General features: G+C 41.0%; 28 protein-coding genes. 19 read left to right on the top strand and 9 right to left on the bottom strand.

Features of this window, described 5'->3' with window-relative positions; all coding sequences use genetic code 11:
• Positions 1-154: 154 nt before the first annotated feature.
• Positions 155-769, top strand: coding sequence for a trimeric intracellular cation channel family protein (locus CWB75_RS06245; RefSeq protein WP_138570152.1), 615 nt, complete (start codon positions 155-157; stop codon positions 767-769).
• A gap of 34 nt (positions 770-803) precedes the next feature.
• Positions 804-2,315, top strand: coding sequence for a YifB family Mg chelatase-like AAA ATPase (locus CWB75_RS06240; protein WP_138570151.1), 1,512 nt, complete (start codon positions 804-806; stop codon positions 2,313-2,315).
• Positions 2,316-2,319: 4 nt separating this feature from the next.
• Here the strand turns inward: CWB75_RS06240 and CWB75_RS06235 are convergent, their stop codons facing one another.
• Entirely contained in the window at positions 2,320-3,024 is a 705-nt protein-coding gene (locus CWB75_RS06235; protein ID WP_008108280.1) for a response regulator transcription factor, read from the bottom strand.
• A gap of 165 nt (positions 3,025-3,189) precedes the next feature.
• Positions 3,190-5,682 carry an alpha/beta hydrolase family protein gene (locus CWB75_RS06230; RefSeq protein ID WP_138570150.1) on the bottom strand — a complete coding sequence of 831 codons (2,493 nt, stop codon included), beginning with the start codon at positions 5,680-5,682 and terminating at the stop codon, positions 3,190-3,192.
• Between the two features lie 84 nt (positions 5,683-5,766).
• On the opposite strand from CWB75_RS06230, the gene CWB75_RS06225 reads away from it, so the two are divergent.
• Complete coding sequence (locus CWB75_RS06225) at positions 5,767-6,834, top strand: hemolysin family protein (protein ID WP_138570149.1); 1,068 nt, start codon at positions 5,767-5,769, stop codon at positions 6,832-6,834.
• A gap of 38 nt (positions 6,835-6,872) precedes the next feature.
• Here the strand turns inward: CWB75_RS06225 and CWB75_RS06220 are convergent, their stop codons facing one another.
• On the bottom strand, positions 6,873-8,087 hold the full coding sequence (locus CWB75_RS06220; RefSeq protein ID WP_138570155.1) for an EAL domain-containing response regulator: 1,215 nt from the start codon (positions 8,085-8,087) through the stop codon (positions 6,873-6,875).
• 178 nt (positions 8,088-8,265) lie between these two features.
• On the opposite strand from CWB75_RS06220, the gene CWB75_RS06215 reads away from it, so the two are divergent.
• Positions 8,266-9,282, top strand: a complete 1,017-nt coding sequence (locus CWB75_RS06215; protein WP_109875667.1) for a metalloprotease — start codon at positions 8,266-8,268, stop codon at positions 9,280-9,282.
• Between the two features lie 283 nt (positions 9,283-9,565).
• The gene (locus CWB75_RS06210) at positions 9,566-10,198 is read left to right on the top strand and encodes a CPBP family intramembrane glutamic endopeptidase (protein WP_249362304.1); all 633 of its coding nucleotides are present in this window, start codon (positions 9,566-9,568) and stop codon (positions 10,196-10,198) included.
• 101 nt (positions 10,199-10,299) lie between these two features.
• Here the strand turns inward: CWB75_RS06210 and CWB75_RS06205 are convergent, their stop codons facing one another.
• Both CWB75_RS06205 and CWB75_RS06200 read right to left on the bottom strand, forming a co-directional pair.
• On the bottom strand, positions 10,300-11,613 hold the full coding sequence (locus tag CWB75_RS06205) for a short-chain fatty acid transporter (protein WP_010391931.1): 1,314 nt from the start codon (positions 11,611-11,613) through the stop codon (positions 10,300-10,302).
• Between the two features lie 169 nt (positions 11,614-11,782).
• Entirely contained in the window at positions 11,783-12,730 is a 948-nt protein-coding gene (locus CWB75_RS06200) for a chemotaxis protein CheV (protein WP_138570147.1), read from the bottom strand.
• A 165-nt stretch (positions 12,731-12,895) separates the two neighbouring features.
• On the opposite strand from CWB75_RS06200, the gene CWB75_RS06195 reads away from it, so the two are divergent.
• A complete protein-coding gene (locus CWB75_RS06195; RefSeq protein ID WP_010391935.1) occupies positions 12,896-13,963 on the top strand; it encodes a potassium channel family protein in 1,068 nt (355 codons plus the stop codon).
• Positions 13,963-14,154: a hypothetical protein gene (locus CWB75_RS06190; RefSeq protein ID WP_010391937.1), complete on the top strand. Its 192-nt coding sequence runs from the start codon at positions 13,963-13,965 to the stop codon at positions 14,152-14,154. The genes CWB75_RS06195 and CWB75_RS06190 overlap by 1 nt, the downstream gene beginning before the upstream one ends.
• A gap of 21 nt (positions 14,155-14,175) precedes the next feature.
• On the opposite strand, the gene CWB75_RS06185 is transcribed toward CWB75_RS06190, so the two are convergent.
• The gene (locus CWB75_RS06185; RefSeq protein ID WP_138570146.1) at positions 14,176-15,207 is read right to left on the bottom strand and encodes a cytosolic protein; all 1,032 of its coding nucleotides are present in this window, start codon (positions 15,205-15,207) and stop codon (positions 14,176-14,178) included.
• Between the two features lie 122 nt (positions 15,208-15,329).
• Positions 15,330-15,788 carry an EVE domain-containing protein gene (locus CWB75_RS06180; protein WP_138570145.1) on the bottom strand — a complete coding sequence of 153 codons (459 nt, stop codon included), beginning with the start codon at positions 15,786-15,788 and terminating at the stop codon, positions 15,330-15,332.
• An 83-nt stretch (positions 15,789-15,871) separates the two neighbouring features.
• Between CWB75_RS06180 and tesB the strand changes: the two genes are divergently transcribed.
• A complete protein-coding gene (gene tesB, locus CWB75_RS06175) occupies positions 15,872-16,729 on the top strand; it encodes an acyl-CoA thioesterase II (RefSeq protein ID WP_010391943.1) in 858 nt (285 codons plus the stop codon).
• Positions 16,730-16,784: 55 nt separating this feature from the next.
• Here tesB and plsB read toward each other — a convergent pair whose 3' ends face one another.
• A complete protein-coding gene (plsB, locus tag CWB75_RS06170) occupies positions 16,785-19,223 on the bottom strand; it encodes a glycerol-3-phosphate 1-O-acyltransferase PlsB (RefSeq protein ID WP_055012452.1) in 2,439 nt (812 codons plus the stop codon).
• A 427-nt stretch (positions 19,224-19,650) separates the two neighbouring features.
• Between plsB and rpsJ the strand changes: the two genes are divergently transcribed.
• From rpsJ to rpsQ, 11 genes are read left to right on the top strand one after another with little or no spacing between them, the layout of a single operon-like run.
• On the top strand, positions 19,651-19,962 hold the full coding sequence (rpsJ, locus tag CWB75_RS06165) for a 30S ribosomal protein S10 (protein WP_002957900.1): 312 nt from the start codon (positions 19,651-19,653) through the stop codon (positions 19,960-19,962).
• A 27-nt stretch (positions 19,963-19,989) separates the two neighbouring features.
• Positions 19,990-20,625, top strand: coding sequence for a 50S ribosomal protein L3 (gene rplC / locus CWB75_RS06160; protein ID WP_008108338.1), 636 nt, complete (start codon positions 19,990-19,992; stop codon positions 20,623-20,625).
• Between the two features lie 17 nt (positions 20,626-20,642).
• Positions 20,643-21,248, top strand: coding sequence for a 50S ribosomal protein L4 (rplD, locus tag CWB75_RS06155; RefSeq protein ID WP_008108340.1), 606 nt, complete (start codon positions 20,643-20,645; stop codon positions 21,246-21,248).
• Complete coding sequence (rplW, locus tag CWB75_RS06150; protein WP_006791359.1) at positions 21,245-21,547, top strand: 50S ribosomal protein L23; 303 nt, start codon at positions 21,245-21,247, stop codon at positions 21,545-21,547. The genes rplD and rplW overlap by 4 nt, the downstream gene beginning before the upstream one ends.
• A gap of 17 nt (positions 21,548-21,564) precedes the next feature.
• Positions 21,565-22,389 (top strand): 50S ribosomal protein L2, encoded by an 825-nt coding sequence (rplB, locus tag CWB75_RS06145; protein WP_007376192.1) that lies wholly within the window; start codon positions 21,565-21,567, stop codon positions 22,387-22,389.
• A 15-nt stretch (positions 22,390-22,404) separates the two neighbouring features.
• Positions 22,405-22,683, top strand: coding sequence for a 30S ribosomal protein S19 (gene rpsS, locus CWB75_RS06140; protein WP_004588689.1), 279 nt, complete (start codon positions 22,405-22,407; stop codon positions 22,681-22,683).
• A gap of 13 nt (positions 22,684-22,696) precedes the next feature.
• A complete protein-coding gene (gene rplV / locus CWB75_RS06135; protein WP_004588690.1) occupies positions 22,697-23,029 on the top strand; it encodes a 50S ribosomal protein L22 in 333 nt (110 codons plus the stop codon).
• A gap of 12 nt (positions 23,030-23,041) precedes the next feature.
• A complete protein-coding gene (rpsC, locus tag CWB75_RS06130; RefSeq protein WP_008108350.1) occupies positions 23,042-23,743 on the top strand; it encodes a 30S ribosomal protein S3 in 702 nt (233 codons plus the stop codon).
• 12 nt (positions 23,744-23,755) lie between these two features.
• Entirely contained in the window at positions 23,756-24,169 is a 414-nt protein-coding gene (rplP, locus tag CWB75_RS06125; protein ID WP_008108352.1) for a 50S ribosomal protein L16, read from the top strand.
• The gene (gene rpmC / locus CWB75_RS06120) at positions 24,169-24,360 is read left to right on the top strand and encodes a 50S ribosomal protein L29 (protein WP_008108355.1); all 192 of its coding nucleotides are present in this window, start codon (positions 24,169-24,171) and stop codon (positions 24,358-24,360) included. The genes rplP and rpmC overlap by 1 nt, the downstream gene beginning before the upstream one ends.
• Positions 24,360-24,617: a 30S ribosomal protein S17 gene (rpsQ, locus tag CWB75_RS06115; RefSeq protein WP_008108356.1), complete on the top strand. Its 258-nt coding sequence runs from the start codon at positions 24,360-24,362 to the stop codon at positions 24,615-24,617. Before rpmC ends, rpsQ begins: the two co-directional genes overlap by 1 nt.
• Before the next feature lie 211 nt (positions 24,618-24,828).
• Here the strand turns inward: rpsQ and CWB75_RS06110 are convergent, their stop codons facing one another.
• Positions 24,829-26,439: an endonuclease gene (locus CWB75_RS06110; RefSeq protein WP_138570144.1), complete on the bottom strand. Its 1,611-nt coding sequence runs from the start codon at positions 26,437-26,439 to the stop codon at positions 24,829-24,831.
• Positions 26,440-26,558 lie beyond the last annotated feature (119 nt).

Here is a 26,558-nt window from a genome sequence, read left to right as displayed (position 1 = left end):
GAGTGTTTTTTTATGCCTAAAATTCATATTCCCTCACGCTATTTTTAACACGTATACCTGCTGTTCTTTTCTAATTCTACTTTTTGAAAGTGTTATTGCTGAATATTTAGTATGCTATGCACTAAACTCTTTAAAACTTTTTGTAATCAAAATTATGACTGAACTCTATCACTGGTTTGATTTAATAGGTGTGGCGGTATTTGCTATCTCAGGTACCTTGGTAGCCTATGAAAAGAAAATGGATGGCTTTGGTGTAGTTGTACTTGCAACTGTTACGGCTATTGGCGGCGGTACCGTTCGCGATGTGATACTCGACCAGCCCGTATTTTGGTTACACGACCAAAGCTACTTTTATGCTATTTTGGTGGCGGTTCTGGTTACAACGCGACTGATCAATAAACAAAAATCAATTCCGTACTATGTGTTACAAACAGCCGATGCGTTTGGTTTAGCTTTTTTTGCAGTAATGGGAGCACAAAAAGCGCAATTGGCCGGTATGCCTGATATGACGGTTATTATTATGGCCGTGATCACCCCCTGTTTTGGTGGATTGATTCGCGATGTGCTTGCTCGCGATATTCCAATGCTGCTTAAAGGTGAGCTCTATGCTATTACCTGTATTGCTGGTGGTATTGTGTATACCTTAGGTATAAACCTATCTTTAACGGTGGAAGTGGCGATGATCTTGAGTATGTTAATGACCTTATTGCTGCGCTTTTCGGCCATTAAATGGAAGATTATATTGCATGTTTTTAAATATCCTGACTAAACTGGGTTAATACAGCTGTTAACTAGGATAAGGAATGTCGTTAGCCCGTATATTTTCTCGCGCGCAGGTGGGGATCAACGCCCCCGAGGTGATGGTTGAAGTACATTTAGGGAATGGTTTACCCGCCTTTCATATCGTCGGCTTACCTGAGGCGTCGGTTAAAGAGGCCAAGGATAGAGTACGTAGTGCTCTAGAAAACTCGCAATTTGGATTTCCCGATCAGCGTATTACCGTTAATTTAGCACCTGCCGATCTTCCTAAAGATGGTGGGCGATTTGACCTTGCGATTGCGGTAGGTATTTTGGTCGCATCGGGACAAATAGTTTGCCCTGATATTCACAAGTATGAATTTTACGGTGAGCTTGCACTTAATGGTGAAATACGTGCTGTAAATGCCATTTTGCCTTCAGTGCTTGGTGCTAAAGAGCAAAATCGTTGCTGTTTTCTGCCTCTTGAAAACGACAGTTTGGCCAGCCTTGTCAGTGGTGTAAAACGAAAAGCCGTCAGTTCTATTCAAGAGGTATGGGGAGACTTGCTCAATCAACAACCTTTACCGCTTAACATTGCCTACCCTGATTGCACCCAAGCGCCAGATTTTTTACTCGATTTAAGCGATGTAAAAGGCCAACCTGGTGCTAAACGTGTATTAGAAATTGCCGCTGCTGGTGGGCATAATTTACTATTTTTAGGTCCACCAGGGACCGGAAAATCAATGCTTGCACAACGAATGGCCACCATAATGCCAACCATGTCTGATGATGAAGCCATTGATACTGCTGCTTTATATTCAATTATTGGCCACTCAATTGATTTAACCAATTGGCGTCAGCGACCGTTTCGTAACCCGCACCACACTTGTTCTGCAGTAGCGCTGGTGGGTGGCTCGTCTAACCCTAAACCCGGTGAAATATCGTTAGCGCATAACGGTGTGTTGTTTTTAGATGAGCTCCCTGAATTTGAGCGTAAAGTGCTAGACTCGCTACGCGAGCCAATGGAAACCGGAACAGTGACGATTTCGCGCGCGGCCAGACAAATGGAATTTCCAGCGCAGTTTCAGCTTATTGCAGCACTTAACCCTAGTCCAACTGGGTGTCATCATGATAAACGGGCGACACCCGATCAGGTAATGCGCTATTTATCGCGAGTATCGGGGCCGTTTATTGACAGAATTGATTTGCAAATTGAACTACCAAGGTTGAGCAGCGTGGAGCTACAAAGTACAACTACAGAAGAAACCAGTGCTGAGGTGAGGGCACGAGTAGAAGCAGCTTATGTAGTTCAGCTTAAACGCCAAGGTAAAGTAAATGCGCGCTTAAATAACAAAGAGATGAGCTTGCACTGTGAGTTACCACCTGCAGAGCTGCAGTTTTTAGCCAGAGCCAGTGAAAAGCTGGCGTTATCGCCGCGCTCTTATCATAGAGTAATCAAAGTGGCGCGAACTATTAGTGATTTAAAAGGTGCGCCACAAATCAGTTTAAATGAGCTTAAAGAAGCGCTTAATTATCGGGCATTTGAGCGTTTATTATCGCAGTTAACCCAGCACTAAGGCTTTAAATTGAAAGCATATAGCCTTTACCGCGAACAGTGACAATACGTTTTTGATCTTTCTCATCGTTCAGCTTTTTACGTAAACGACCCACTAACACGTCTACTGTGCGATCGTTGGGGCTCCAATCGGGCTGGCCAATTTCTTCTGATATTTTTTCACGGGAAGTCGCTTTACCAGCATTACCAATCAAACAAATAAGCACTTTGTGTTCTGCTTCAGTCAGTCGTGATTCAATCCCACTGGCTGTAATAAGGGTGCGATTATCTGGATGAAGCTTAAAATCGGCGTATTCAATAAACTCTTCACTGTCATCGTCGCTGTGATTATTGGCAACTCGTTTGTATAGGGCGCGCATTCTTAGCTCAAGCTCAAGTAAATCTACCGGCTTGCAAATATAGTCATCGGCACCTTGAGCAAGGCCTGCAATTCGATCGGCTTGTGAGTCACGACTCGATAATAAGATAACGCCAATATCGGTGAGCGTATTTAGCTCTTTGGCAAGTTGTAAACCGTCGCGTTTTGGTAGCACAATATCAATTATTGCCAAGGAAATAGTATTGCGCTGACTTACGCGGCTTTTAACAACATTTAACGCATCGGCCCCGGTGGGGTCAACGTCAATAGAAAACTCGGTATTTATAAAATGATTTTGGATGCGCTTTACGAGTAATTCGTCATCTTCAACCAATAAAACATTAATTGCCATAGTCTGTTATTTTTTTAGTTTCAGCTTTGTATATTAGCATCATTGATGGCCTGTATAACACAGAGATCGTTGTTTTTCGGTAACATTATATTACGAATTGGTCTAATAACATTACTCTTGTAATGCGCACTTTTCACTTGAGCAAGAAAGTGCGCATTATGGTTGCTAATCTTTATACATTGAATCCCACCATTGTGGTTCATTTTTTAACTTTTTGTCAAAGTAAGCCAACATGGTGTTCCACCAATTAAATCGCTTATCGCGCGCAAATATTTGGTGATCCGCTCCTTTGTACTCTATCATTTCAACGTCTTTATTAAGCAGTTTTAGTGCGGTGTACATAGTTAAGCTTTCGCCCACAGGCACATTGGTATCACTGTCACCATGAATAAGCAGTAATGGTGTGGTTACTTTATCAGCATGGAATACAGGGCTATGCTGGCTGTAAAGTTGAGGGTTATTCCACGGGAAGCTATTTTTTGAGGCTTCGCCTGAGTATAAATAACCCCACCATCCTTCACCCCAGTATGACGTTAAGTTTGAAATACCGGCATGCGCAATAGATGCGCTAAACATATCGGTTTTGGTGGCAAGCAGCATAGTCATGAAGCCACCATAAGATGCACCAAGATTACCTACTTTACTACTGTCTACAAAATCATATTTAGCTAAAAATGCCTCTGTGCCTTGCATAATGTCATCGGCGGTATAGTCGCCCCAAGCATTTACATGTTGAGCTGAAAAAGTTTGCCCAAAACCCGTTGCGCCGGTTGGTTGTACAACATAAACCACATACCCGTTTGCTGCCCATAAGTTAAAAGGGTAGCGGCCCGTAAACCCGCGTGTTACTGGTGAGGTGCCACCATAATAATAAACAAGAGCAGGGTACTTCTTGGCTTTATCCAAATTGCTTGGCAGATAAACACGGCCAGAGATTTCTACGCCACGCTTATTGGTAAAGTTAAATTCTTCAAGCGCAGGAATAGTCGTATTGGCATATGCAATCTGGTTTGAATCCCAAATGATCTCTACCTTGTTTTTACTTACGTCTAAGCGCTTGAGTTGTTGAGCGCTCGACGCATTGCTGCCACTAATTAATAACTGGGCATTGCGCGTATTTGAAAAGCTAAATTGCTGCACAATATCAAAGCCTGTATTTAACTTTTTAAAGCGCTGTTTACTCAGGTCAAATAAATACAGTGGTTGGGTATCTTTTTCTGTCACTTTGATTAGCGCATCACCATTGCTTAGTACTTCTAATGTGCCAATTGCGGGGTCAAACTGTTTGCTTAACGCCGTTACTTTTTTGGCATTATCAGTTAGTAAGTACAGCTGGCCATCGTAATTATTAGCCAGCATGTTCTTTGGTAATGTTCTGCCTGCACCATTCTTAAAATCAGGGCCTGCAACAACATAAATATTGTTTGCGGCATATTTAGCTTGATTAAAGGTTTTAAACTTACCTAATGATTTTATGCTGTTGGATTTTAATGTAAGTTCAACCAACTCAGTCTCTGGGTGAGTTGAGGCTTGCATCGCCATTACTGGACGACTTATTAATAGCTTTCCACGGTTGCTGTTAGCATCTTCAAGTTGATGGCTCAATACGCCTTCGGTCAGAGCTTTGGTTAGACCACTGTTGGTATCGAGTAAATATAATTGGCTAACCGTACGGGCATATGACCAACGATCTTGAAGACCTTTATGGTGCTTGGTTAGGCTGTTATTTTCTTCTGGCGATTTTGACCAACTAAATATAATACTGCTGTCGTTATAAAAGTTGAAATTACTTGCGCCTTCAAGGCCAGAAGCTAAAGTTTTAATTGTTAAGTTTTTACGGTTTAGTTGCTTTAATTCACCGTTTAGTAAATAAACTAAAAATTGGTTATTAGGGCTCCAAATGAACTGACTTGGCTGGGCTGCTTCAAATCGGTATACCGTTTGGTTATTAGTATTTTTAAGCTCGGTTGTGGTAATGGCGTCGTTGCCGGTTTTATCACTATAGTGCTTGGTTGTACTTAAGTAATGTTTGGCATCAGGCGACAAAGAGAGGGCACTAATAGTTGGGGCGTCAAACAATTGCTTAGCCGATAAGCGCTTGGTTTTATTTGTCGTTAGGGTCACGACGTCAGTTTCTGCTTTTGGCACAAACTCTAAGCTAACATCATTCCAATTAGCAACCTGTTGAGCGATGACGACCACGGTATGTGAGCCGTTATTTAAAGCAAGCTGATAGCGTTGGTTTTCACCAGTTTGCTTCTCACCATTGATAAAAACCTGGCCTTGCTCTATTCCTTTAATGTTTAAGGAGCCTTGAGTAAACCGGTTAGTTTCCAAATTAAATTTAAGTGCTTGTAAACCGCCTAAAGTAAGCGCGTTAATTTTATCAAGTGGTTGCCACTTGTGTTTTTTACCAAATACAACAAAGCTTTCTGTATTTAATTTAAGTTGTGCAATTAGATTATTTATAATCACATCGCTATGGGGTGTTTGAAATGGCTTAGCTTGCATATCTTCTGCAAGCGGACCAATAAATTGGATTTTTGATTGATCGAGTGGGGCGGCTAAGGTCGTTAAACTCAGACAACTTAATGTTAGTAGGGTTGCTAAGTAAGTAAAACGTTTTGCGTAACGATGCCAAGGTGCGCTTAAATTCATTGTTATGCCTATTATTATTGGGTATTTGGCCAAATATAGCATGTATTGTTATGATGCTCATATATCCAATATAGAGGAAAAAAAGTGACACTATTAATCATTTACATGGTTACAGCGATTGTGATTTCGTTTTTGTGTTCAATAATGGAGGCGGTGCTATTAAGCATTTCGCCTAGTTATGTTGCATTGCTGCGCAAAGAGCGTCCAGTGCTGGCGAAGCAGCTTGAAAAGCTAAAAAGTAATATTGATCAGCCATTAGCGGCTATTTTAACGCTTAATACAGTTGCCCATACTGCTGGTGCCGCAGGGGTAGGTGCACAAGCCGCCGTTGTATTCTCAGATGCTGCAGTGGGGATTGCATCTGCAATTATGACTTTATTGGTACTGGTGTTATCTGAGATTATTCCAAAAACCTTGGGTGCCAATTATTGGCGTGCTTTAACACCGAGTGTGACTTATGGTTTACGTATTTTGGTGATAGTACTTAAGCCGTTTGTATGGGCTGCACAAAAGCTAACCAATTTGATGGGGCAAAAGCATAATGAGGCCTATTATATTCGCCAAGAAATAGAAGCGATGGCCGATATTGGCAGTGAGTCAGGGGCACTTCATGCTGATGAATCAGAGATCATCCGCAACTTACTGCACTTTAGACATGCAAAACTAACCGATTTAATGACTCCGCGTACGGTTATTTTTAAAATTCATAAAGACCTTACTGTTAATCAGTACTTAAGTGAACATGGCTCTTCCTCATTCTCTCGAGTGCTAATTTACGACAAAGATGCTGACGATATCATAGGGTTTGTTCATAAAAACGATATCATGTTGGCATACCACCGCTTAGGTACAGACTACAAAATTAGTAAACTGGTTAAGCCTATTTATACCGTACCGAGTACGCAAAACGTGTCGTCGTTATTACAAACATTACTCACCAAGCGAACCCATATTTGTTTAGTGATCGATGAATACGGTGATGTACAAGGCATTGTAACTCTAGAAGATATGATCGAAGCGTTAATGGGTTTAGAAATTGTTGATGAGCGAGATCAATCTACCAACATGCGTGCCGTGGCTAAACAACGTTGGCATAAACGTTTAGCTGATAGTGAACATATCGTCAGCGCCGACGATAACGAACCTCGTTAGGAGGTCTGTAAATATCAACAGACAAAGGTCAGCAGGCCCTAGTTATTATTTGTTTTAGTGGCTGTTTTTATCCAGTGCTGTGCCCATGAGATAAATTCAGCTTTTGCTTTTGGGCAACTAAACAAAAATCCTTGTATAGCTAAATTTGTTTGATAGTGCTTTAGATAGGCAAGTTCTTCCGGACGCTCAACACCCTCAGCAACAAGCTGTAGCTGCTCTTGGTTAGTCATATTAATTAATGAGCTGACCACCACTTGCGAAAACTTATCGGTTTCAATATGGCTTATAAAAGAGCGGTCTATTTTAACTTCAGTGAAAGGAAGTTGTTTCAGTTGATTAATATTAGTAAAGCCAGTACCAAAGTCATCCAGCGAAATACCAAAACCAAATATTCTGAATCTATTTAAGGTTTCAAGTTGGGTATAGCTTGAAAGCGCATGTTGTTCGGTTATTTCAACAACCACATCACTGGGAAGCACGCCGTACTTTTGTAATAGCAGCAATAACTTATTAGGGCAGTTCAAATCATTTAACTGGCATGGCGACATATTAAATGACAATTTTAAGCTTTCTCCTAATTGCTCTTTAAGCTGCTTTAAGTCACTGCAGGCTTTTTCAAACAGCGTAAAAGTAATGTCATTGATTAAGTCACATTGCTCTGCAAGGCTTATAAAGCGGCTTGGTAAAATAACGCGTTCGTTTTTATTTGAAACAATGCGAGCCAATACTTCAACACTTTGTATTTGGTTATTGTTTATATTTATTTTAGGTTGGTAATACGGTGTTATTTCATTATTTTTTAATGCGCTAATCAGCTTAGCTTTAGTAATTGGGCGCTCTTTTACAAGTGTGTGGCTGTTTAACTGCGCTATTTTGGCAAGTAACGTATTTACCTGATTTAATTGCACAGGTTTGGTAAGGTTACCAATTAAATGCACATTGTGCTGCTTGGCTAGGTCAGCTGCTAGGCTGATTATTTTAGGATCCATTTCAGAAATAATAACAATCGCACCGCAATAGCCTATTTCACCTAAATTACGAATTAACTCCATACCATCCATTTCTGGCATATTCAGATCAGTAAATATGGCGTCATAAAAGTTTATATCAGGCTTTACTTTCTCTAATGCTGTAACTGCACTTAAGCAAGTGGTGACTTCTGGCATTTCGAGCTCATTAAAAATCGCTTTCATAACAATTAAAATGGCTTTTGAGTCATCAACAACGAGTATGTTTGGCAATTGAGTTCGCATTGGTGTCCTTGGTAGTTGTAGCTTACTTCCTGTAATACTAAAAATAGTCGCTTGAAGTGTTTTTGTCAGTCTTTCAGGCATTTTTACCTTAAATTGTCGCTAATAAAATGATGCTAGCTCACTCGTGTTTTTTTGGTGGAAAGGTATACTAGCGGCATAATTTATAATGGTTAGAATAATGATAAAAGTCGAACTCTCTCTGGCAGAGCAACCGTTTACGCTGATGATAGCAGAGCAGCAAGTTGTAAAAATATTTCATGATCAGCAAGCGATTGCATTTGAAAACCCACGTGAAAATTATGTCGAGTTTATGCTTGATGAGCAGTTAATTGGTATTGATAGCAGCGAAGTAAGCCAGCAAAGCTTGGCGCTATATGTAAATAATCAGTTTGCAACTCAGTTAGCTTTACCTGCAGCAGCACAAGGCGAACCTAAAAAAGGGTTTTTAGGGCTCGCGGCGCTTGGCTTTAAATTATTTAAAAGTGCTAAAGTTGTTAAAGTGGCGCTTGCCAGTGCATCGGTAGCGGGTTATGCGTGGCTGTTTACCATTGAATTTGCGTTAATGCTGATTGCTTGCCTGGTGGTACACGAATATGGCCACGTACGAGCTATGAAGTATTTTGGCATTAAAACCAAAGGCATTTATTTAATTCCTTTTGTAGGCGGGTTAGCCGTTAGCGACGATAAAATAACTACGCGCTGGCAAGATGTGGTTATATCACTAATGGGGCCTGCCTTTGGTTTGTTTACTTCTGTACTTGGTGTAGTGCTTTATTACGCTACGGAAATGGAAATATTTGCAGGTGTTGCGGTGCTTAGTGCACTGCTTAATTTATTCAATTTACTGCCTATTTTACCGCTTGATGGCGGGCATGTACTTAAAAGCATTAGCTTTTCAATGCGCTCTTGGGTTGGTTTAAGTGTGTGCTTACTAGGTGTGCTATTTGGTTTATGGCTAAGTTACACCTTTGGTTTAATGTTATTAGTGTTCTTTTTATTTGTTGGGGCGCTAGAAATTGTGTTTGAATGGCGCGGCCGACATTACTCACATTTACTGCCATTAGATAAATATGGACAAGGCTTTTCAGCAGTAATGTATGCGCTGGTAGTTGTAGGCCATGTAGCAGTGATGATGCATTTTGCAGATTCTGAAAATCCAATACTTAGCCTACCGATGACAATTTTATCGAGCTAAAAAAAACAGTATGGCAGATCAAATTTTGCTCACCATGCTATTTTTTGCACGGTATTTTTTAAGGTTTGTATGGCGATAGCAAGATGTTAGTTTTGGTTTGTTTCTTAATGGGGGAATTGGTATGGTACTATCCCTCAGAATGAAAAATAACAAGAAGCCGTGAGCTGATAAAATTATGGATGATGCGATAAAACAACAAGTAAACCAAAGTACAGTGGAATCTTTATTGTACACGCTTTATTGGTTGGCCTTTTTTTCACTGGCGCTCCCAATGGCTTCATACTTGATTATTTTTTTATCGGGTGGTGGGGCATTATTATTAAATGACATTACTCATTTAGAGCAACTAGATTCGAATCCCGGCTTAGTTTTTATATCTACCTTCCTCACTGCTGTACTTACGCTGCCATTTTTAAAGTCTACTCTTGATGCGCAAAATAAAAGCGAAGTTATTGGGCGTTTAGCAATAGAGAAGGTGGCTCTTTTTCCTTTAATCATTACAGTGCTATTAACAGCGGCTTACGTTTTACTGGAACAATGGCTTTTTGGCTTTATGGAAGTCGCCTTGCCAGGTTTTATGTTAGAAGTTGAAGCACAAACAAACTCGCCTTTAGCTAAAATTATGCTGTTTTTAGCAGCAGTATTTATTGGGCCTATATTTGAGGAAGTAGTTTTTCGAGGAGTTGCATTCTACAGGCTGAAAAAAACAGCCTTGGGAGCTATTGGCGCAATTATTATCCCAAGTATCGTGTTTACATTGTTACATGGGCAGTATGATCAAGTTGAAATTTTTACTTTTCTGTTTGTGTTTTCTTGTTTGATGGGATTAATTCGTCATCTATCGGGTAACTTGTGGTATTGCATTATCGCTCACATGATCTGTAATTTATTAGCACTAGGTGAGGTTATTTGGTGAGATTAAATGACTTATCAGTTAACTTTACTTTCTTACTTAGTTCTTTTGGTTTGCAGCTAGCAAGCGCGATATAAAATCGCGCCTATTTATTACCAAAATACTCACGGATAAAAGCTCAATACCAACGAAATAAACACCCCAGTAATAATCAGCTGTACCACGCAAAACCCCATAATATCTTTAGCTTTTAACCCTGCAATGGCTAATACCGGTAATGCCCAAAAGGGTTGAATTAAATTAGTCCAAGCATCTCCCCATGCTACAGCCATAGCAACCCTTGCCATATCTGCACCAAGCTCTTGTGCTGCAGGTATAACAATAGGCGCTTGTACTGCCCATTGTCCGCCACCTGAGGGTACAAACATATTAACGAGTCCTGCACTAATAAAGCTGTAAAATGGCAAGCTATCGGCATCTGCTATGGCAATAAAGCCCTGTGATATTTGTTGTGCTAGCCCTGTATCGACCATTACCGCCATAATACCGGCATAAAAAGGGAACTGAATTACAATTCCCGCGCCACTTGGAATCGCTTGTTGTAGGCTATTTAGTAAATTGTGGGGGGTCTGATGTAGTGTGATAGCTAAAAATAAGAAAAGCGCTATCACGCTGTTGAGATTTAAGCCGCCACCTGCGATAAAAAAGTAATAACCTAAGTAGGCAAGTCCGAGTAAGCCAATGCCCATGCCAAGCAGTTTGCTTTGCTCTAAATGTTGCGCAGGGCGTGTTATTGTTACTTTATCGGCTAAAGTGTTCTTAAGCAGTGATGGGTCAATATAAACACTGTCTTTTTCACTCGGTAGCATGTAGCGGTTAACCAACGGCATAATAATAAATAAGCCAATCAGAATCGCAATGTTAAAACCTGCGAACAAGGTTTGCTCGGTGCCAATAATGCCCATTGTTGCCTGTGAAAAATGCCCTTCGCTGGCAATGGTTAGTGGTACGGAACCTGCCAATCCGCCGTGCCATACTACAAAACCTGAGTAAGCACTTGCTACTAATAGCCGATAATCTACTCGAGTTTGTTTGGCAATTGCTTTAGCAAATAAAGCCCCAATTACTAAGCCAAATCCCCAATTAAGCCAGCTTGCTAACAGCGAAATAAATGTCACTAAAATAATGGCTTTTGGAGCCGTATTAGCAAGCGTTGCTAATTTTGTTAATAACTTACTTATTAACGAGGTACTGGCGAGCATGTAGCCTGTTACTAGCACCAACAGCATTTGCATGGCAAAGCTTAGTAAGTTCCAAAACCCGCTACCCCATGATGTGATTACCTCAAGTGTAGTTGCAGGAGTCGCTAAATTCGCAATACCCAAGGTAATAATAGTGAGCATAATGACAAATATAAATGGGTCGGGTAAGTAGCGCTCGACGAGCTTAGTAAACGGGCTGGCAACTTTATTGAGCATAATTAATAACGAGTTAGTGAAAACTTATTTGCTAATTAATCATGAAATCTTAGGATTAGCAAACACCGCTTTGAATAACCACTCAGTAAGGCAGATTTTTTAAAGGTTGCTGATGAGGAGAATGTTACTAGCAAATATTTACCTTGGCAGATATTTGCTAGTTTTATAATTAAGCGTTGCCTAACACATGTTTTAAACGATTTTGTACTTCTTGCACCAGTAAGTCAGGCTGAAATTTTGATAAAAATGCATCACAGCCGACCTTTTCCACCATGGCTTGGTTAAAGCTGCCACTTAGTGAGGTATTAAGTACCACATGTAAGTTTTTTAAGCGGTTGTCGTTACGTATTTCATAGGTTAATCGATAACCATCCATTGAAGGCATTTCGGCATCAGTAATCACCATAAGTAATTCTTTTTCAACATCGCGGCCTTCATCGGCCCAACTTTTAAGCATATTGAGTGCTTCCAAGCCATTACTGGCAGGAACGATTTCGATACCAAGCTGCGATAGCGTATCGCTAACTTGCTTGCGTGCTGTTGGCGAGTCATCAGCATGTAGTATTTTTCGCCCAGAGAATTCGTTAACTATAGTTTGGTCTAACACCCCATCTGAAATATTAACCTCGTACTCAACTATTTCAGCCAGCACTTTTTCAACATCAATAATTTCTACCAAGTGCTCCACGTCGTCGCGCTTTACTTTAGTTAGTGCAGTAATGTAATGATTTTTACCCACTGAGCTGGGTGGTGGCATAATGTCAGACCAGGTCATGTTCATGATTTGATCAACTTTACCAATTAAAAAACCTTGGGTAGTACGGTTATATTCTGTCACTACTAAATTACAATCTTCACCATGCTCTTTGTGCGACATAGAAATGGCTTGGCGTAGATCAATCACCGGAATAGATTCACCTCGTATATTGGCAACACCCGTCACCTTAGGGTGAGAGTGCGGTATTTTGCTTAAACGGGGAAGCTTCACCACTTCTTTAATTTTAAATACATTGAGTGCGAATAAATGGCGACTATGTAAATAAAAAAGTAGCAATTCTAAACGATTCTCACCTACAAGCTGAGTACGTTGATCAACTGACGCTAAAACACCTGACATAATAGATCCATTCTTTCCTCATAACTTAATAACTATAGTTTACTCTTATTTTTATTCATAACGAACCGTGAATATTTCGATTACAGTAAAACGTTGCTTAAGTGTTATGATGTGCAGTATCGTGTTACCAAATGATTCAAATAATCAATCGATTAACAAACAATTATGCATCATATTTTTAAACGTATTGTTGTGCTGTTGCGCAGTCACATTGATCAGGTTAGTTGGCAGTCTGTTGTAATAGCAACGTCTTTACACATGCTACTTACTTGGTGCTTATTATTTATGGCTAATGAGCAAGCACTACTTTCGCCAGGGACCTTTTTTTACTACTACACGGTAACCACTTCAACGGTAGGGTATGGAGACTTAAGTCCATCATCTGACTTGGGCCGTTGGATTGTCGCATTAATACAAATACCCTTTGGTTTGGCTTTATTTGGTGTCTTGTTAGGTAAAACAGGGCAAACAGTAACTTACTTAATTAGGCGCGCTATGACTGGTGATAAAAACTTTGCTCACAGTAGTAATCACATTATTATTTTTGGTTGGCATAATGCTCGAACAAAAAAAATGATCGACTATATTTTGGCTGATACTAAACGTACAGACCGCCGTATTTTATTGGCGGTTACTGAACAAATAGAGCATCCATTTTTAAGTAATGAGAATGTTGATTTTGCTCGTTTGACTAGTTTCACCGATTTGGATGAATTAGAACGCGTTGCCATTCGCCATGCCGATAAAGTGATTATTGATGGCCAAGATGACGACCAAACATTTACTACCGCACTGCGTATTAGCCGTTTAGTCAAAGAAGATTGTCACATTAGCGCACACTTTTTTGATGAAACGAAAGTGGAAATGTTATTAGAGCATTGCCACAATGTAGAGTGTAGTAGCACTAAGTCAGCAGAGATTTTGGTGCGCTCAATGCAAGATCCTGGCTCAAGTCGAGTTCAAGAAGAGTTGTTATCTACTTTGCATGGTGATACGCAATTTAGCCTACAAATACCCAGTGATATAAAAACCATGGAATTTGGTAAATTATTTCATCATTTTAAGTACGATCATGATGCAATATTGTTAGGTGTAGCTCATAATTTAAGTGCAAAGAATATGGATTTAAATCCACCTCTAGATTATGCAGTAAATGCGGGTGATATTCTGCATTACATCGCGCAAGAGCGGGTGTTAAGTGGTGAAGTTGATTGGCTTAGCTTGGAAAAATAATGACTGAAGTTGCTTTTTTAATTATTGTTTTATGTGCTTATATTTTTCCTATCATGATAATTCTTAACAGTAAGCGTAGCCAAGGCCATGAAAAAAATGGCTGGCTAGTCGGCGCTATCTTCTTTTCGTGGATAGCGCTGATTCTTTACTTTTCGATTGTGCCCAAGCAAGGGCACGCCAAGAAAAAGTAAAGAATGAGTACCTTTTGTTACTTATTCTAATTGTCTCAGTTTATGCTCAACAAGTGGGTCGTCAGGCACGAGTTGTTGAGCAACTTCTAATAGCTTAATGGCATCATTTGGGCTTTCGTCTTGATGCTTAATAGCTACCTCTATTAAAGGTTGAATATCAATTTTCGCTTGATGCTCTTTAACGTGCGCTGCTTTTTCGTCGATTAAAATAGTGTGAGCCGTACTTAATAGCGCTTGGCGATGTGCCGATTTAGCGTTGGCTTTATTAAGCTTTTTATAATAATCCTCTTTTAAACGCAGTGTTTTTGTTTGCAGCCTAAATTGCGCGATGTCGATTTGCTGATTACGAATAAAATCAACCGCTACTTGTTTATAAAAACCAAACTTATTTAAATAGGTGGCGTGAGTGCCGTGACCCATACCAAACACGCGTAAGTGAGTGAGCTGTTTATAGCGTTTAGCATGTTGGCGGTCAATACGATTGGTTGGGTCGTAAATAATGTAACCCTTGGCATCCCCTAAGTCTAAATCATGGTAGTCACCTTGCCAGTCATATTGCTGAGCAATTTCAGTACTTGAGCGGTCATCCCAAGGGGCGATAAGTTTGTTTTTGGTGCTAACAGGATGGAAAAGCAGTACTTTATCGAGTTTGAGTAACTTAGCAAATGCACCCACAGCAAAGCCGCCACGACTGAGCCCATAGCCTAACTTAGTTTTAAAAGGAGAGAGTAAAGTTGATAGCTGTTCAATAAAAAAGATTAAATTGCGGTTACGAAACCAATTGCTTTTACCCAAATGCTGAAACGCAATAATATTAACATCTTGCTTTTGCGCTAAATGATAGCCCCAAGGGGCAAAGTCTTCAGTTAGATCGCGTTCTTGTATATCGGTGCCCGCAGGAGAAAAAGTAAAAAGTAGGGGTTTAGTGAGGTCAACAAAGTGATATTTTACATACACATCACCGAGTAAATCTTCACCAGAGGTTGGTAGTTTTGCTTGCTTCTCATCATCGCTGAGAGTTAACCATTCATCTAACCAATACAGTAATTTCATTTATCCTCCAGTAAAGCAAGCCGAAGATCATAACAAATTTGGCTCCATAAGAAAATCGAGCGGTGACATGCTGCGCTGGTGGAGTACTATTTTAATGAAGAAAATGTAGTTATTTTAGTGGCTTATTTCGCCATATTTAAAATTTCATGCCAATCATTTTCGGTCACTGGCATGACCGATAAACGCCCGCCTTTTTTAAGTGCTATATCAGTTATAGCAGTATTTGCTTTGATCGCTTGCAGGCTTACTAAACTACTCAAATGCGCCTGATAAGTTATTTCTACCACAAACCAGCGAGGGTTTTCAGTGGTTGCCTTAGCATCGTAATAGTCGCTACTTAAATCAAATTGCGTTGGATCAGGGTAAGCAGCCTTAGTAACCACACCAAGCCCTGCAACGCCAACTTGTTTGCAGCTAGAATGATAAATCATCACTAAATCACCTTGCTTTACATCATCGCGAATAAAATTACGAGCTTGGTAGTTGCGTACACCTTCCCATAGTGTTGTTTGCTGTGGCGCTTGCTTTAAGTCATCAATTGAAAAGGCGTCGGGTTCGGTTTTAAAAAGCCAAAATGCCATATTAGATTTCCTCAATCAGTGAGTTAGTATTTTTTAACTATTGTATAGTATCATTTATAAATTAGGGGATTGAGGAAGAAATAATGAGCCAAGTATTAGATGATTTATTATCGTTGTTGTCACTTGAAGAAATTGAGCAAGGTTTATATCGAGGACAAAGCCAAGACTTAGGTTTTAGAGCGGTGTTTGGCGGTCAAGTTATGGGGCAAGCGCTTTCAGCAGCTAAAGAAACACTGCCTGCGGGGCGTATTGTTCATTCCTTACATTCTTATTTTTTACGTCCAGGCGACGCTGCAAAACCGATTGTGTACGATGTAGAAACTATACGTGATGGTAAAAGTTTTAGCACTCGACGTGTCAGTGCGATTCAGTACGGTAAACCTATTTTTTACATGACAGCGTCGTTTCAAGGTGAAGAGCAAGGGTTATCGCATCAAGCCACTATGCCTGATGTTCCAGCTCCTGAAGAACTGCGTTCTTCGTTAGAGTTTTATCAAGAAAATGCACAGCATATTCCTGAAGCAATCCGTAATAAGTTTATTCGTGAAATGCCAATTGAAATGCGCCCGGTGAACTTTCATAACCCCTTTAAACCTGAAGCCCTAGAACCGGTAAAACATATTTGGTTTAAAGCAAATGGCGATATGCCGGACGATCAACGTATTCATAATTACTTATTGGCGTATGCGTCTGACTTTGAGTTTTTACCAACCGCGCTGCAGCCACATGGTGTGTCGTTTATGCAGCCGAATATGCAAGTAGCGACCATAGATCATGCTATGTGGTTTCATCGTCCATTTAGAATGGATGATTGGATGTTATATACCATTGATAGCCCAAGCGCGAGTTCGGGACGAGGGCTGGTACGTGGGCAGTTTTTTGACCGCCAAGGAAATTTAGTTGCCTCGACGATTCAAGAAGGGGTAATGCGCCAGCGCTAACTCTTTAAAATCCACTATATTGAGTTAATTCAATACAGTGGATAATAAGAGTATGTTACTGACATTGAGCGTGAACAATGTCAGTAATTGATTGCCAAATACGTGCTGGCAACAGTGTTTGCAGTTGCTTGTAGGTCTCGCACAGCTCTTGGCTTCCTTGTAAGCCTGTATCAGATTCACTAATAAGCTTTTGTTCGCGAAGATTGGAAATAAAACTACTAAGTACCTTCTTATCAAAAAACTCCGGCGTTTTAATACCATGTAACGTACCCAAACGCTGTGCCAACACATAGCTTTCACGTTCCAGTTCTGCTTTTGCAATACCTTGGCTGGTTTGAATAAAGCCAATCACAATCGCATAACGTTGCAGAGTAAAGCTTAATGCACGACCAAGCATTTCGAGTTTGGCAAAGCTATCGTTATTTTGAGTCACTTTAATGTTATCACCATCAAGCTCAATTAAGCCTTGATCGCTAAAGTTAGTTAAAATGCGGGTTACATAGCTTTCATCAAGCTCTTGTAAATACCACTCTTTGGCGAATAACGGATAAAAAGATTTTACCAATTGATGGCAGCGAGTAACGCTACTTTGATGCTGCTTGAATAAATGCAGGGCAACTAAACTAGGCACTGCAAAAATATGCAAAATGTTATTACGGTAATAGTTAAATAAGGTTTTTTCTTTATCGTTTATCGCGATTATTTCGCCAAATTCGTCGCTGATCACATCAAACTTATTCAACTTTAAGGCGTGTTCTAGCAGTTGCTCTGGCGTTTCATCGGGTGCGGTTATTTTATTGCTGTAGCTAGCTTCACGTTGTAATCGCAAATAAAACTCAAGCTGAGCTAGCAGTTTAGGTTTACTCAATGCGTGCTTATCGTTGACTAGCAGAATCATCGCCAGTAAGTTAACTGAGTTAAGTGCGGCTGCATTGTTAATTTTAACCATAACCTGATCAGCAAGATTAGCCACCTGCGGCCCTAACCATTGTGGCTTTTGCACGTCGGTAGCATGAATTGACTCGCGCCAGTCTGGCTGGTTGTCATTTAGGTATTGGTTAATAGAAATAGGGTCACCAAAATTTAAATAACCACGACCATAGTTTTTTAAGTTTTTAATCGCTTTAAAAATACCTAATATCGACTCGCCCTTTTTATCATTACCCGCGAGCTCTTTTAGGTAGGTGTTTATTTCCATTACGTGTTCGTAGCCTATGTATACAGGCACAATGGATACTGGGCGATCAATACCGCGCAGCATTGCTTGTAATGTCATGGCGAGCATGCCGGTTTTTGGGGGTAGTAAACGTCCGGTTCTGCTGCGGCCACCTTCGGTATAAAACTTAACCGAATAACCTTTTATAAATAACTGGCTCAAGTACTCTTTAAATACCGCTGAGTAGAGTTTGTTACCAGCAAATGAGCGACGAATAAAAAATGCACCACTGCGGCGGAATATGCCACCTGCAGGGAAAAAGTTGAGGTTGATCCCAGCTGCAATATGCGGTGGTACAAGGCCTTGATGATAAATAGAGTAGGTTAGCAGTAAGTAATCCATATGACTTCGATGACAAGGCATGTAGATTATTTCATGGCCTTTATTGGTTAGGTCATGAATTTGCTCGGTGTACTTTATATCAATGCCATTATAAAGCTTATTCCAAAGCCACGTTAATATACGATCCGCAACGCGGATGGTGGCATCACTATAATTAGCGGCAATTTCATCCAGCAACTTCAAGGCGTTTTGTCGCGCTTGGGCTTGGCTGATGTTTTTTTCAGTGGCCTCGGTTTGAATTGCTTTTTTAATTGTGGGTGATGCTAGTAGTGAGCTAAATAACTGATCACGAGATGGGATTTTAGGCCCTGTAGCAGCCAGCTTTTGACGCTTAAAGTGAACTCGAGCTACACGCAACAGCTTATGAGGAAGTTCATTAACGTCGGCTTTTTCATTAACTAATAAAGATAGGTCGAGTGGCTGGCTAAATCGAATAAAGTTATCTCTTCCTGAAAAAAGTACCACAAAGATTTTTCTAAACCAGCTGGGCGTAAGTGAGTGCGAAAGTAAAGTGCTTAATCCTGGCTTTTCTTTACCCGGCGCTCTGCCCCATAAAATAGTCACAGGCACAACCTGCACATTTTTTTGGCCACTATTTAATAAATGCTCAACAATGTGTTTGCCTTGCGCTAATGCATTGGTAGGTTTTTCTTTATCACCAAATAGCGGGGGAGGGTTTTTAATGCCGATAAAGCGATCTAATGCCTCGTCACCTAATACTTGCTGCTCGGTTGGGTCTGGTAAACCATTTCGTTTACAAACACGTGCCAGTGCCGCTAAATCAAAGCGTGAATTTAAACGCACTATATAAAAGGTCGGGTTTTTAGGGTTCAGCTCAAATTGCTCTAAAGGTTTTTCAGGCAGGACTTTGCTTTTAACAAACAAGCGGCTAATACCACCAGAGATAAGATTTAAACCATAATTTAAAATACGCATTGACTCACCATAAGAGAGTAGTTACCCAAACCAATATGGGTATATAACAGCAAAATTAGCGCATAGGATAACATAATATCTAAAAAATCCCCTGCAGATTAATCGACAAGCTATGACATTATAAAGACATCATCACTTCCATTGCGTTCACTATTAATAAACTTAGCTATTTTTTAAACGATAATAACAAAGTAATAATGTCTAAATAGTTGTTGCATTTATCACCAGTATCATTATAATACGCAGGCTTTCAAAATTCCCTCGGGAACAAGAAAGAAAAAATTAAGCTTGGATTTCAAGCTAATAAACAGGAGTTCCGATTTGGAACTCAACGTAGATATAATCAAACAACCGGCATCTTAATTATTAAGATTGTTTCGGTCGTTTTTTTATGCTCTTTAAATGCTCTTTATATTGAGGTTTAAGAATGTCAAATCAACGCATTCGTATTCGCCTAAAAGCTTTTGACCACCGTTTGATTGACCAATCAACGGCGGAAATCGTGGAAACTGCGAAACGCACTGGCGCACAAGTACGTGGTCCAATTCCACTACCTACACGCTTTGAACGTTTTACTGTACTTACATCACCGCACGTTAATAAAGACGCGCGTGATCAGTACGAGATCCGCACCCATAAACGTCTGATCGACATCGTAGAACCAACTGACAAGACTGTAGACGCACTTATGCGTTTAGACCTTGCTGCTGGTGTTGATGTTCAAATCAGCCTGGGTTAATCGGAAGATTAGAGAGGTTTTAGGAAAATGGCATTAGGTCTAGTCGGTCGTAAAGTGGGTATGACACGTATCTTCACTGAAGATGGTGTATCTATCCCTGTGACAGTTATTGAAGCGACTCCTAACCGCATTGCTCAGATCAAATCTGACGCAACAGACGGTTATAACGCGCTTCAAGTAACCGCAGGCACTAAAAAAGCAAGCCGTGTAAACAAAGCAACAGCGGGTCACTTCGCTAAAGCTGGTGTTGAAGCGGGTCGCGGTCTGTGGGAATTCCGCCTAAATGGTGGTGAAGGCGATTTTGAAGTAGGCGCTGAGCTTACTGTTGAATTATTCAACGAAATCAACAAAGTTGACGTAACCGGTACTTCTAAAGGTAAAGGTTTCCAAGGTGGTGTTAAGCGCTGGAATTTCAGCATGCAAGACGCTACACATGGTAACTCTCTATCTCACCGTGCTCCTGGTTCAATCGGTCAAAACCAATCACCTGGTAAGGTGTTTAAAGGTAAGAAAATGGCCGGTCAAATGGGTAATGAGCAAGTAACAACTCAGAACCTTGAACTAGTTCGCGTTGACGCTGAGCGTAACCTGCTTTTAGTTAAAGGTGCAGTACCTGGCGCTATCGGCGGTGACGTTATCGTTAAACCAGCTGTTAAAGCATAAGTCCTGGAGATTTAGTGATGGAATTAGCAATTAAAGACGCTTCTGGCGCTCTTGAAGTTTCTGAAGCTACTTTTGGACGTGAGTTTAACGAAGCATTAGTACACCAAGTAGTTGTTGCATACGCAGCAGGTGCTCGTCAAGGTACTCGTGCTCAGAAGACACGTTCTGAAGTAAGCGGTGGTGGTAAAAAACCATGGGCTCAAAAAGGTACTGGCCGTGCACGTGCTGGTACAATCCGTAGTCCAATTTGGCGTTCAGGTGGCGTTAGCTTCGCAGCTAAACCACAAGACCACAGCCAAAAAGTAAACCGTAAAATGTACCGCGGTGCGATCAAAAGCATCTTATCTGAATTAGTTCGTCAAGAGCGTTTAATCGTTGTTGAAAGTTTTGGTCTTGAAGCACCAAAAACTAAAGAACTAGTTGCTAAGCTTAAAGAACTTGAGCTTAAAGATGTTCTTATCGTGACTGAAGAAGTAGATGAAAATCTTTTCTTATCGGCACGTAACCTGTACAAGGTTGACACACGTGATGTAGCTGGTATCGATCCTGTAAGCTTAATTGCTTTCGATAAGGTACTAATTACAGCTGCTGCTGTTAAGCAACTTGAGGAGGCGCTAGCATGATCCGTGAAGAACGTCTTTTAAAAGTGATCCTTGCTCCACACATCTCTGAAAAAAGCACAATTGCTGCTGAAGAAAACAACACAATTGTTTTCAAAGTAGTAAATGATGCAACTAAAGCTGAAATTAAAGCGGCAGTTGAGAAGCTTTTTGAAGTAGAAGTAACTGGTGTTCGCACACTTAACGTTAAGGGTAAAACAAAACGTACTGGCATGCGTTTCGGTCGTCGTAGCGACTGGAAGAAAGCTTACGTTACTCTTAAAGAAGGTAGCGAGCTGGACTTTGTCGGCGGCGCCGAGTAATAAGGGGAGTTAGAATTATGGCACTTCAAAAGTGTAAGCCAACTTCTGCGGGTCGTCGTCACCTAGTTAAAGTGGTTAACCCAGATTTACATAAGGGTAAACCTTACGCACCACTATTAGAGAAAAACTCTAAATCAGGTGGTCGTAATAACAATGGTCGTATTACGGTTCGTCATATCGGTGGTGGTCATAAGCAGCATTACCGTTTAATCGATTTTAAACGTACTAAAGATGGCATTCCAGCCACTGTTGAGCGTTTAGAATATGATCCAAATCGTAGCGCAAACATCGCTCTTGTATTATATGCAGACGGTGAGCGTCGTTACATTATCGCACCTAAAGGCTTAAAAGCTGGCGATGCAATCCAGTCTGGTGTTGATGCACCAATCAAACCTGGTAATGCATTACCAATGCGTAATATGCCTGTAGGTTCGACTGTTCACAACGTAGAATTAAAACCAGGTAAAGGTGCTCAAATCGCACGTTCTGCTGGTGCATACGTTCAAATCCTTGCTCGTGATGGTCAATATGTAACATTACGTCTTCGTTCAGGCGAAGTTCGTAAAGTTGAATCTGATTGTCGTGCTACGCTAGGTGAAGTAGGCAATGCTGAGCATATGCTTCGTTCACTTGGTAAAGCAGGTGCAAATCGCTGGCGTGGTATTCGTCCGACAGTTCGTGGTGTTGCCATGAACCCGGTTGATCACCCACACGGTGGTGGTGAAGGTCGTACATCTGGTGGTCGTCATCCTGTGTCTCCATGGGGTAAACCGACTAAAGGTGCTAAGACGCGTAAGAACAAGCGTACGGATAAATTTATAGTACGTCGTCGTACTAAGTAATATTGAGGAATAGCCATGCCACGCTCTCTCAAGAAGGGTCCTTTTATAGACCTACACTTGCTGAAGAAGGTAGAGAAAGCTTTGGAAAGCGGTGAAAAGAAGCCAATTAAAACTTGGAGCCGTCGTTCAATGATCATACCTAACATGATCGGATTGACCATTGCTGTCCATAATGGTCGCCAGCATGTACCAGTTTTCGTTTCTGACGAAATGATCGGTCACAAACTAGGTGAATTTGCACCAACTCGCACTTACCGTGGCCATGCTGCGGATAAGAAAGCGAAGAAACGTTAAGAGGGGAAGATAAATGCAAGCATTAGCTAAACATAAATTCGCCTCTGGTTCGGCGCAAAAAGCACGTCTAGTTGCAGATCAGATCCGCGGGTTACCTGTCGATCGCGCACTAGAAATCCTGGCGTACAGCCCGAAAAAAGCGGCTGTATTAGTTAAGAAAGTACTTGAGTCTGCTATTGCTAACGCAGAGCATAACGAAGGTGCTGACATTGATGAGCTACGTGTAACAACGATCTTTGTGGACGATGGTCCAACAATGAAACGTATTATGCCACGTGCTAAAGGACGCGCAGACCGCATCCTTAAGCGTACAAGCCACATCACTGTTGTGGTTTCAGATAGCTAGGAGATATAAGTAATGGGACAAAAAGTTCATCCTACTGGTATTCGCCTAGGTATATCTAAACCTTGGGTTTCTACCTGGTACGCGAATTCAAAAGATTTCTCTGCACAGCTTTTTGGCGATCACAAAGTACGTACATTCCTTACTAAGGAATTGAAAGCGGCTTCTGTGTCTAAAATCGTTATTGAGCGTCCAGCAAAATCTATCCGAGTAACTATTCACACGGCTCGTCCGGGTGTTGTTATCGGTAAAAAAGGCGAAGACGTAGAAAAATTACGTCAAGCGGTAACTAAAATCGCTGGTGTACCTGCTCAGATTAATATTTCTGAAGTACGTAAACCAGAACTAGATGCACAACTAGTAGCAGACGGCATTGCCTCTCAGCTAGAGCGTCGTGTTATGTTCCGTCGCGCTATGAAGCGTTCGGTACAAAATGCAATGCGCATCGGTTCTAAAGGGATTAAAGTTGAAGTTAGCGGTCGTCTTGGCGGCGCAGAAATCGCACGTTCAGAATGGTATCGTGAAGGTCGTGTACCTCTACATACTCTTCGTGCTGATATCGACTACGCAACTTCTGAAGCCTTAACCACTTACGGTATCATTGGTGTTAAAGTTTGGATCTTCAAAGGCGAAGTTATTGGTGGTTTACCACTAGTACAAGAGCAAGAGAAGCCAGCTAAACGCGCACCAAAGAAAGCCAAAAAAAGTGCTAAGTAGAGGTAGCGAGTAATGTTACAGCCAAAACGTACAAAATTCCGTAAAATGCATAAAGGCCGCAACCGTGGTCTAGCGCAAAACGGTAACAAAGTAAGCTTCGGTACTTTCGGTTTGAAAGCTACTGGTCGTGGCCGCATGACTGCTCGTCAAATCGAAGCAGCTCGTCGTGCTATGACACGTCACGTGAAACGTCAAGGTAAAATCTGGATCCGTGTCTTCCCTGACAAGCCGATCACAGAAAAGCCTCTTGAAGTTCGTATGGGTAAAGGTAAAGGTTCTGTTGAATATTGGGTTGCTGAAATTCAGCCTGGTAAAGTACTTTACGAAATGGAAGGTGTTTCAGAAGAGCTTGCTCGTGAAGCGTTTAACCTTGCTGCTCGTAAGCTGCCATTCAAAACAACTTTCGTAACTCGGACGGTAATGTGATGAAAGCAAACGAACTAAAAGATAAAAGCGTAGAAGAGCTTAATGCTGAACTTCTAGGTCTTCTTCGTGAGCAGTTTAACCTGCGCATGCAAGCAAGCACTGGTCAGCTAGCTCAGACACACACGCTAAGAACAGTACGTCGCGATATCGCGCGTGTAAAAACAATTATTAACCAGAAGGCAGGTCAATAATGAGCGATAAAATTCGTACTCTTCAAGGCCGTGTAATCAGCGACAAGATGGAAAAATCTTTCACTGTTGCTATCGCACGTTACGTGAAGCACCCAATCTATGGGAAATTCATCAAACGTACGACTAAGTTACACGTACATGACGAAAATAACACTGCAAAAGCGGGTGACACTGTCACTATCCGTGAATGCGCTCCAATCTCTAAGAACAAATCTTGGACTTTGGTAGATGTTGTTGAACGTCCAAAACAAGCTTAATTTTTAATTAAGTCTGTTTTATAAGAAACCCCAGCTTTTGCTGGGGTTTTTTTTGCGTTTAAAAAAGCGATAAGTTTAAATTTTAAGTCGACGCTCGCAGTGAGCTTACTAGCCGTAACTTAGTTCTAAACCCGAGGGTAAAGAAGTAATCTAAATAAAAAAGCCTTTGCAAATGCAAAGGCATATGCTTTTCTGCGAAGCCCGAAGCCTTTTACCAAATCATCTCTACAAATTTAGGATGATCGATATACGGGTTACGGTTTCCCTGAAATTCAAACGCTGCTTGGTTGCGGTCTAATTCCATTTGGCTAACAGGATCGTTGTTGTGCCACTTTAACAACATGGCCACAACCCAGCTTTCAAATACTTGGGTACTGGTGCCATTAAGCACGTCATTACTAGCTGCTGTGTTATTTTGCCAAGCACCAATTACGTTTTGATAGCGGGTTGCCATGTAAAAATAAGCACGAGCAAAGTCACCTTTAAATTCATCAATAGGTTCAAATACAGTACCGTTGTAATTAATCGTATTACTTGCAGAGCCTAATTTACTGCCGTTGGTTGAGGTAAACGAAGCGCTTGCTACTTCACCGAACGGGAAGTTGCTTCGTTTTGAATTTACATAGCCGTCAGTGGCGTAAATATGATGAACATCAGAGTTCATCGGTTCAACTTTTCCACCAAACCAACTTTTAGGGAACGAATGCTCTCGGTTGTAGCAATCTGCCTCACCACTGTAGGTGCCACATTGATCGCTAACGGCTGTGTATGTGTAGCTATCAGAGCCATTGGGCTTCTCGCTGTACATATCTAAAATACTATTATCGTTTTCAAAGTATTTATCACGCGCCGATGCGTCGTAAAAACTCCAAATAGCGGAATACCCCTGAGCATTATGATTATTAATAATGTTATAAAGCTCAGTTTTTAGCGTGTAACCAGACAAGCCTTGAGTTGTTACATAGTAGCCGGTTGGCGTCGGTGTTGGCTTAGTGCTTCCTAATGAGAAAGCGGTAGCCTCGGTTGTTTGAAAACTAGCTCCACTGGCGAGCAATGTGCTTTCATTATTCAAGGCGTAGCTACCACTGCCATATGAACAGCAAATACCATCGCCATAGCTGTCATTAATAGTAAATGTATACTCACCATCGGCTAAGCATAATTGTTCGGTATATTGGGTGTTTGCAGCATACCCACTTCCGCTTGCAACGGCACCGGTTTGGTTGTGCGCTATTTGCCAGCTGGTTTCTTCGCCGTAGTTATCTGTGGTTAGGCTAAAAGTAAGGCCGTTATCTGCGCAGCTTGGAGAGCCACTGCTGTCATTACTAGGCAAGAAGTTATCAACATAAACTAACTCGCTACCATCAAATCCCGTTGTATCATAAAAGCGTAAGCCGACATCAATGGTTTTATTACTATCGGCTGTGTAGCTGTAAGTAATGGTTTGCCATTGGTTGGTTTGTGCTGGATTTGAATAGCCTTGATAACCATCTATCAACAAACGCGCCTTAAGATGGCCTTCGGTATGATACACATCTACTGAGAACTCATAAGTTTTACCCATTTCAACAGCGACTTGCTGCAAAAAATCAGTATTGCTTTGTGTGCCTGTATTAACGCTAATCGCTGCTGCTTGTGAGCCTGTGCTTACGACTGTGCTGTTGGCAGATACGTTAATACCGCTATCAATCACTGTCCACGCATCTGGGGTGTTGCCACTGTATTGTTCAAAGTTGCCATTAACCACATTAGCCATCGCGGGTAATGAGGATAATAACAAGGTGCTCAAAAGTAATTTGTTTTTATATATACCGTGTAACATAGGTGTTCCTATTTTATAGTTTTGCGTAATATACCTTAGAACATTAAGGTTACAAAATTGTTAAATTAAAATTTCATAAAAGACAATAAAACCCTTTTAGGTCTATTTCGCAGGTTTTT

It is taken from the genome of Pseudoalteromonas sp. S1608 (assembly GCF_005887265.1).
GTDB lineage: Bacteria > Pseudomonadota > Gammaproteobacteria > Enterobacterales > Alteromonadaceae > Pseudoalteromonas > Pseudoalteromonas undina.
Note: the sequence above shows the minus strand (reverse complement) of the source record. Positions and strands in the feature narration are given on the sequence as shown.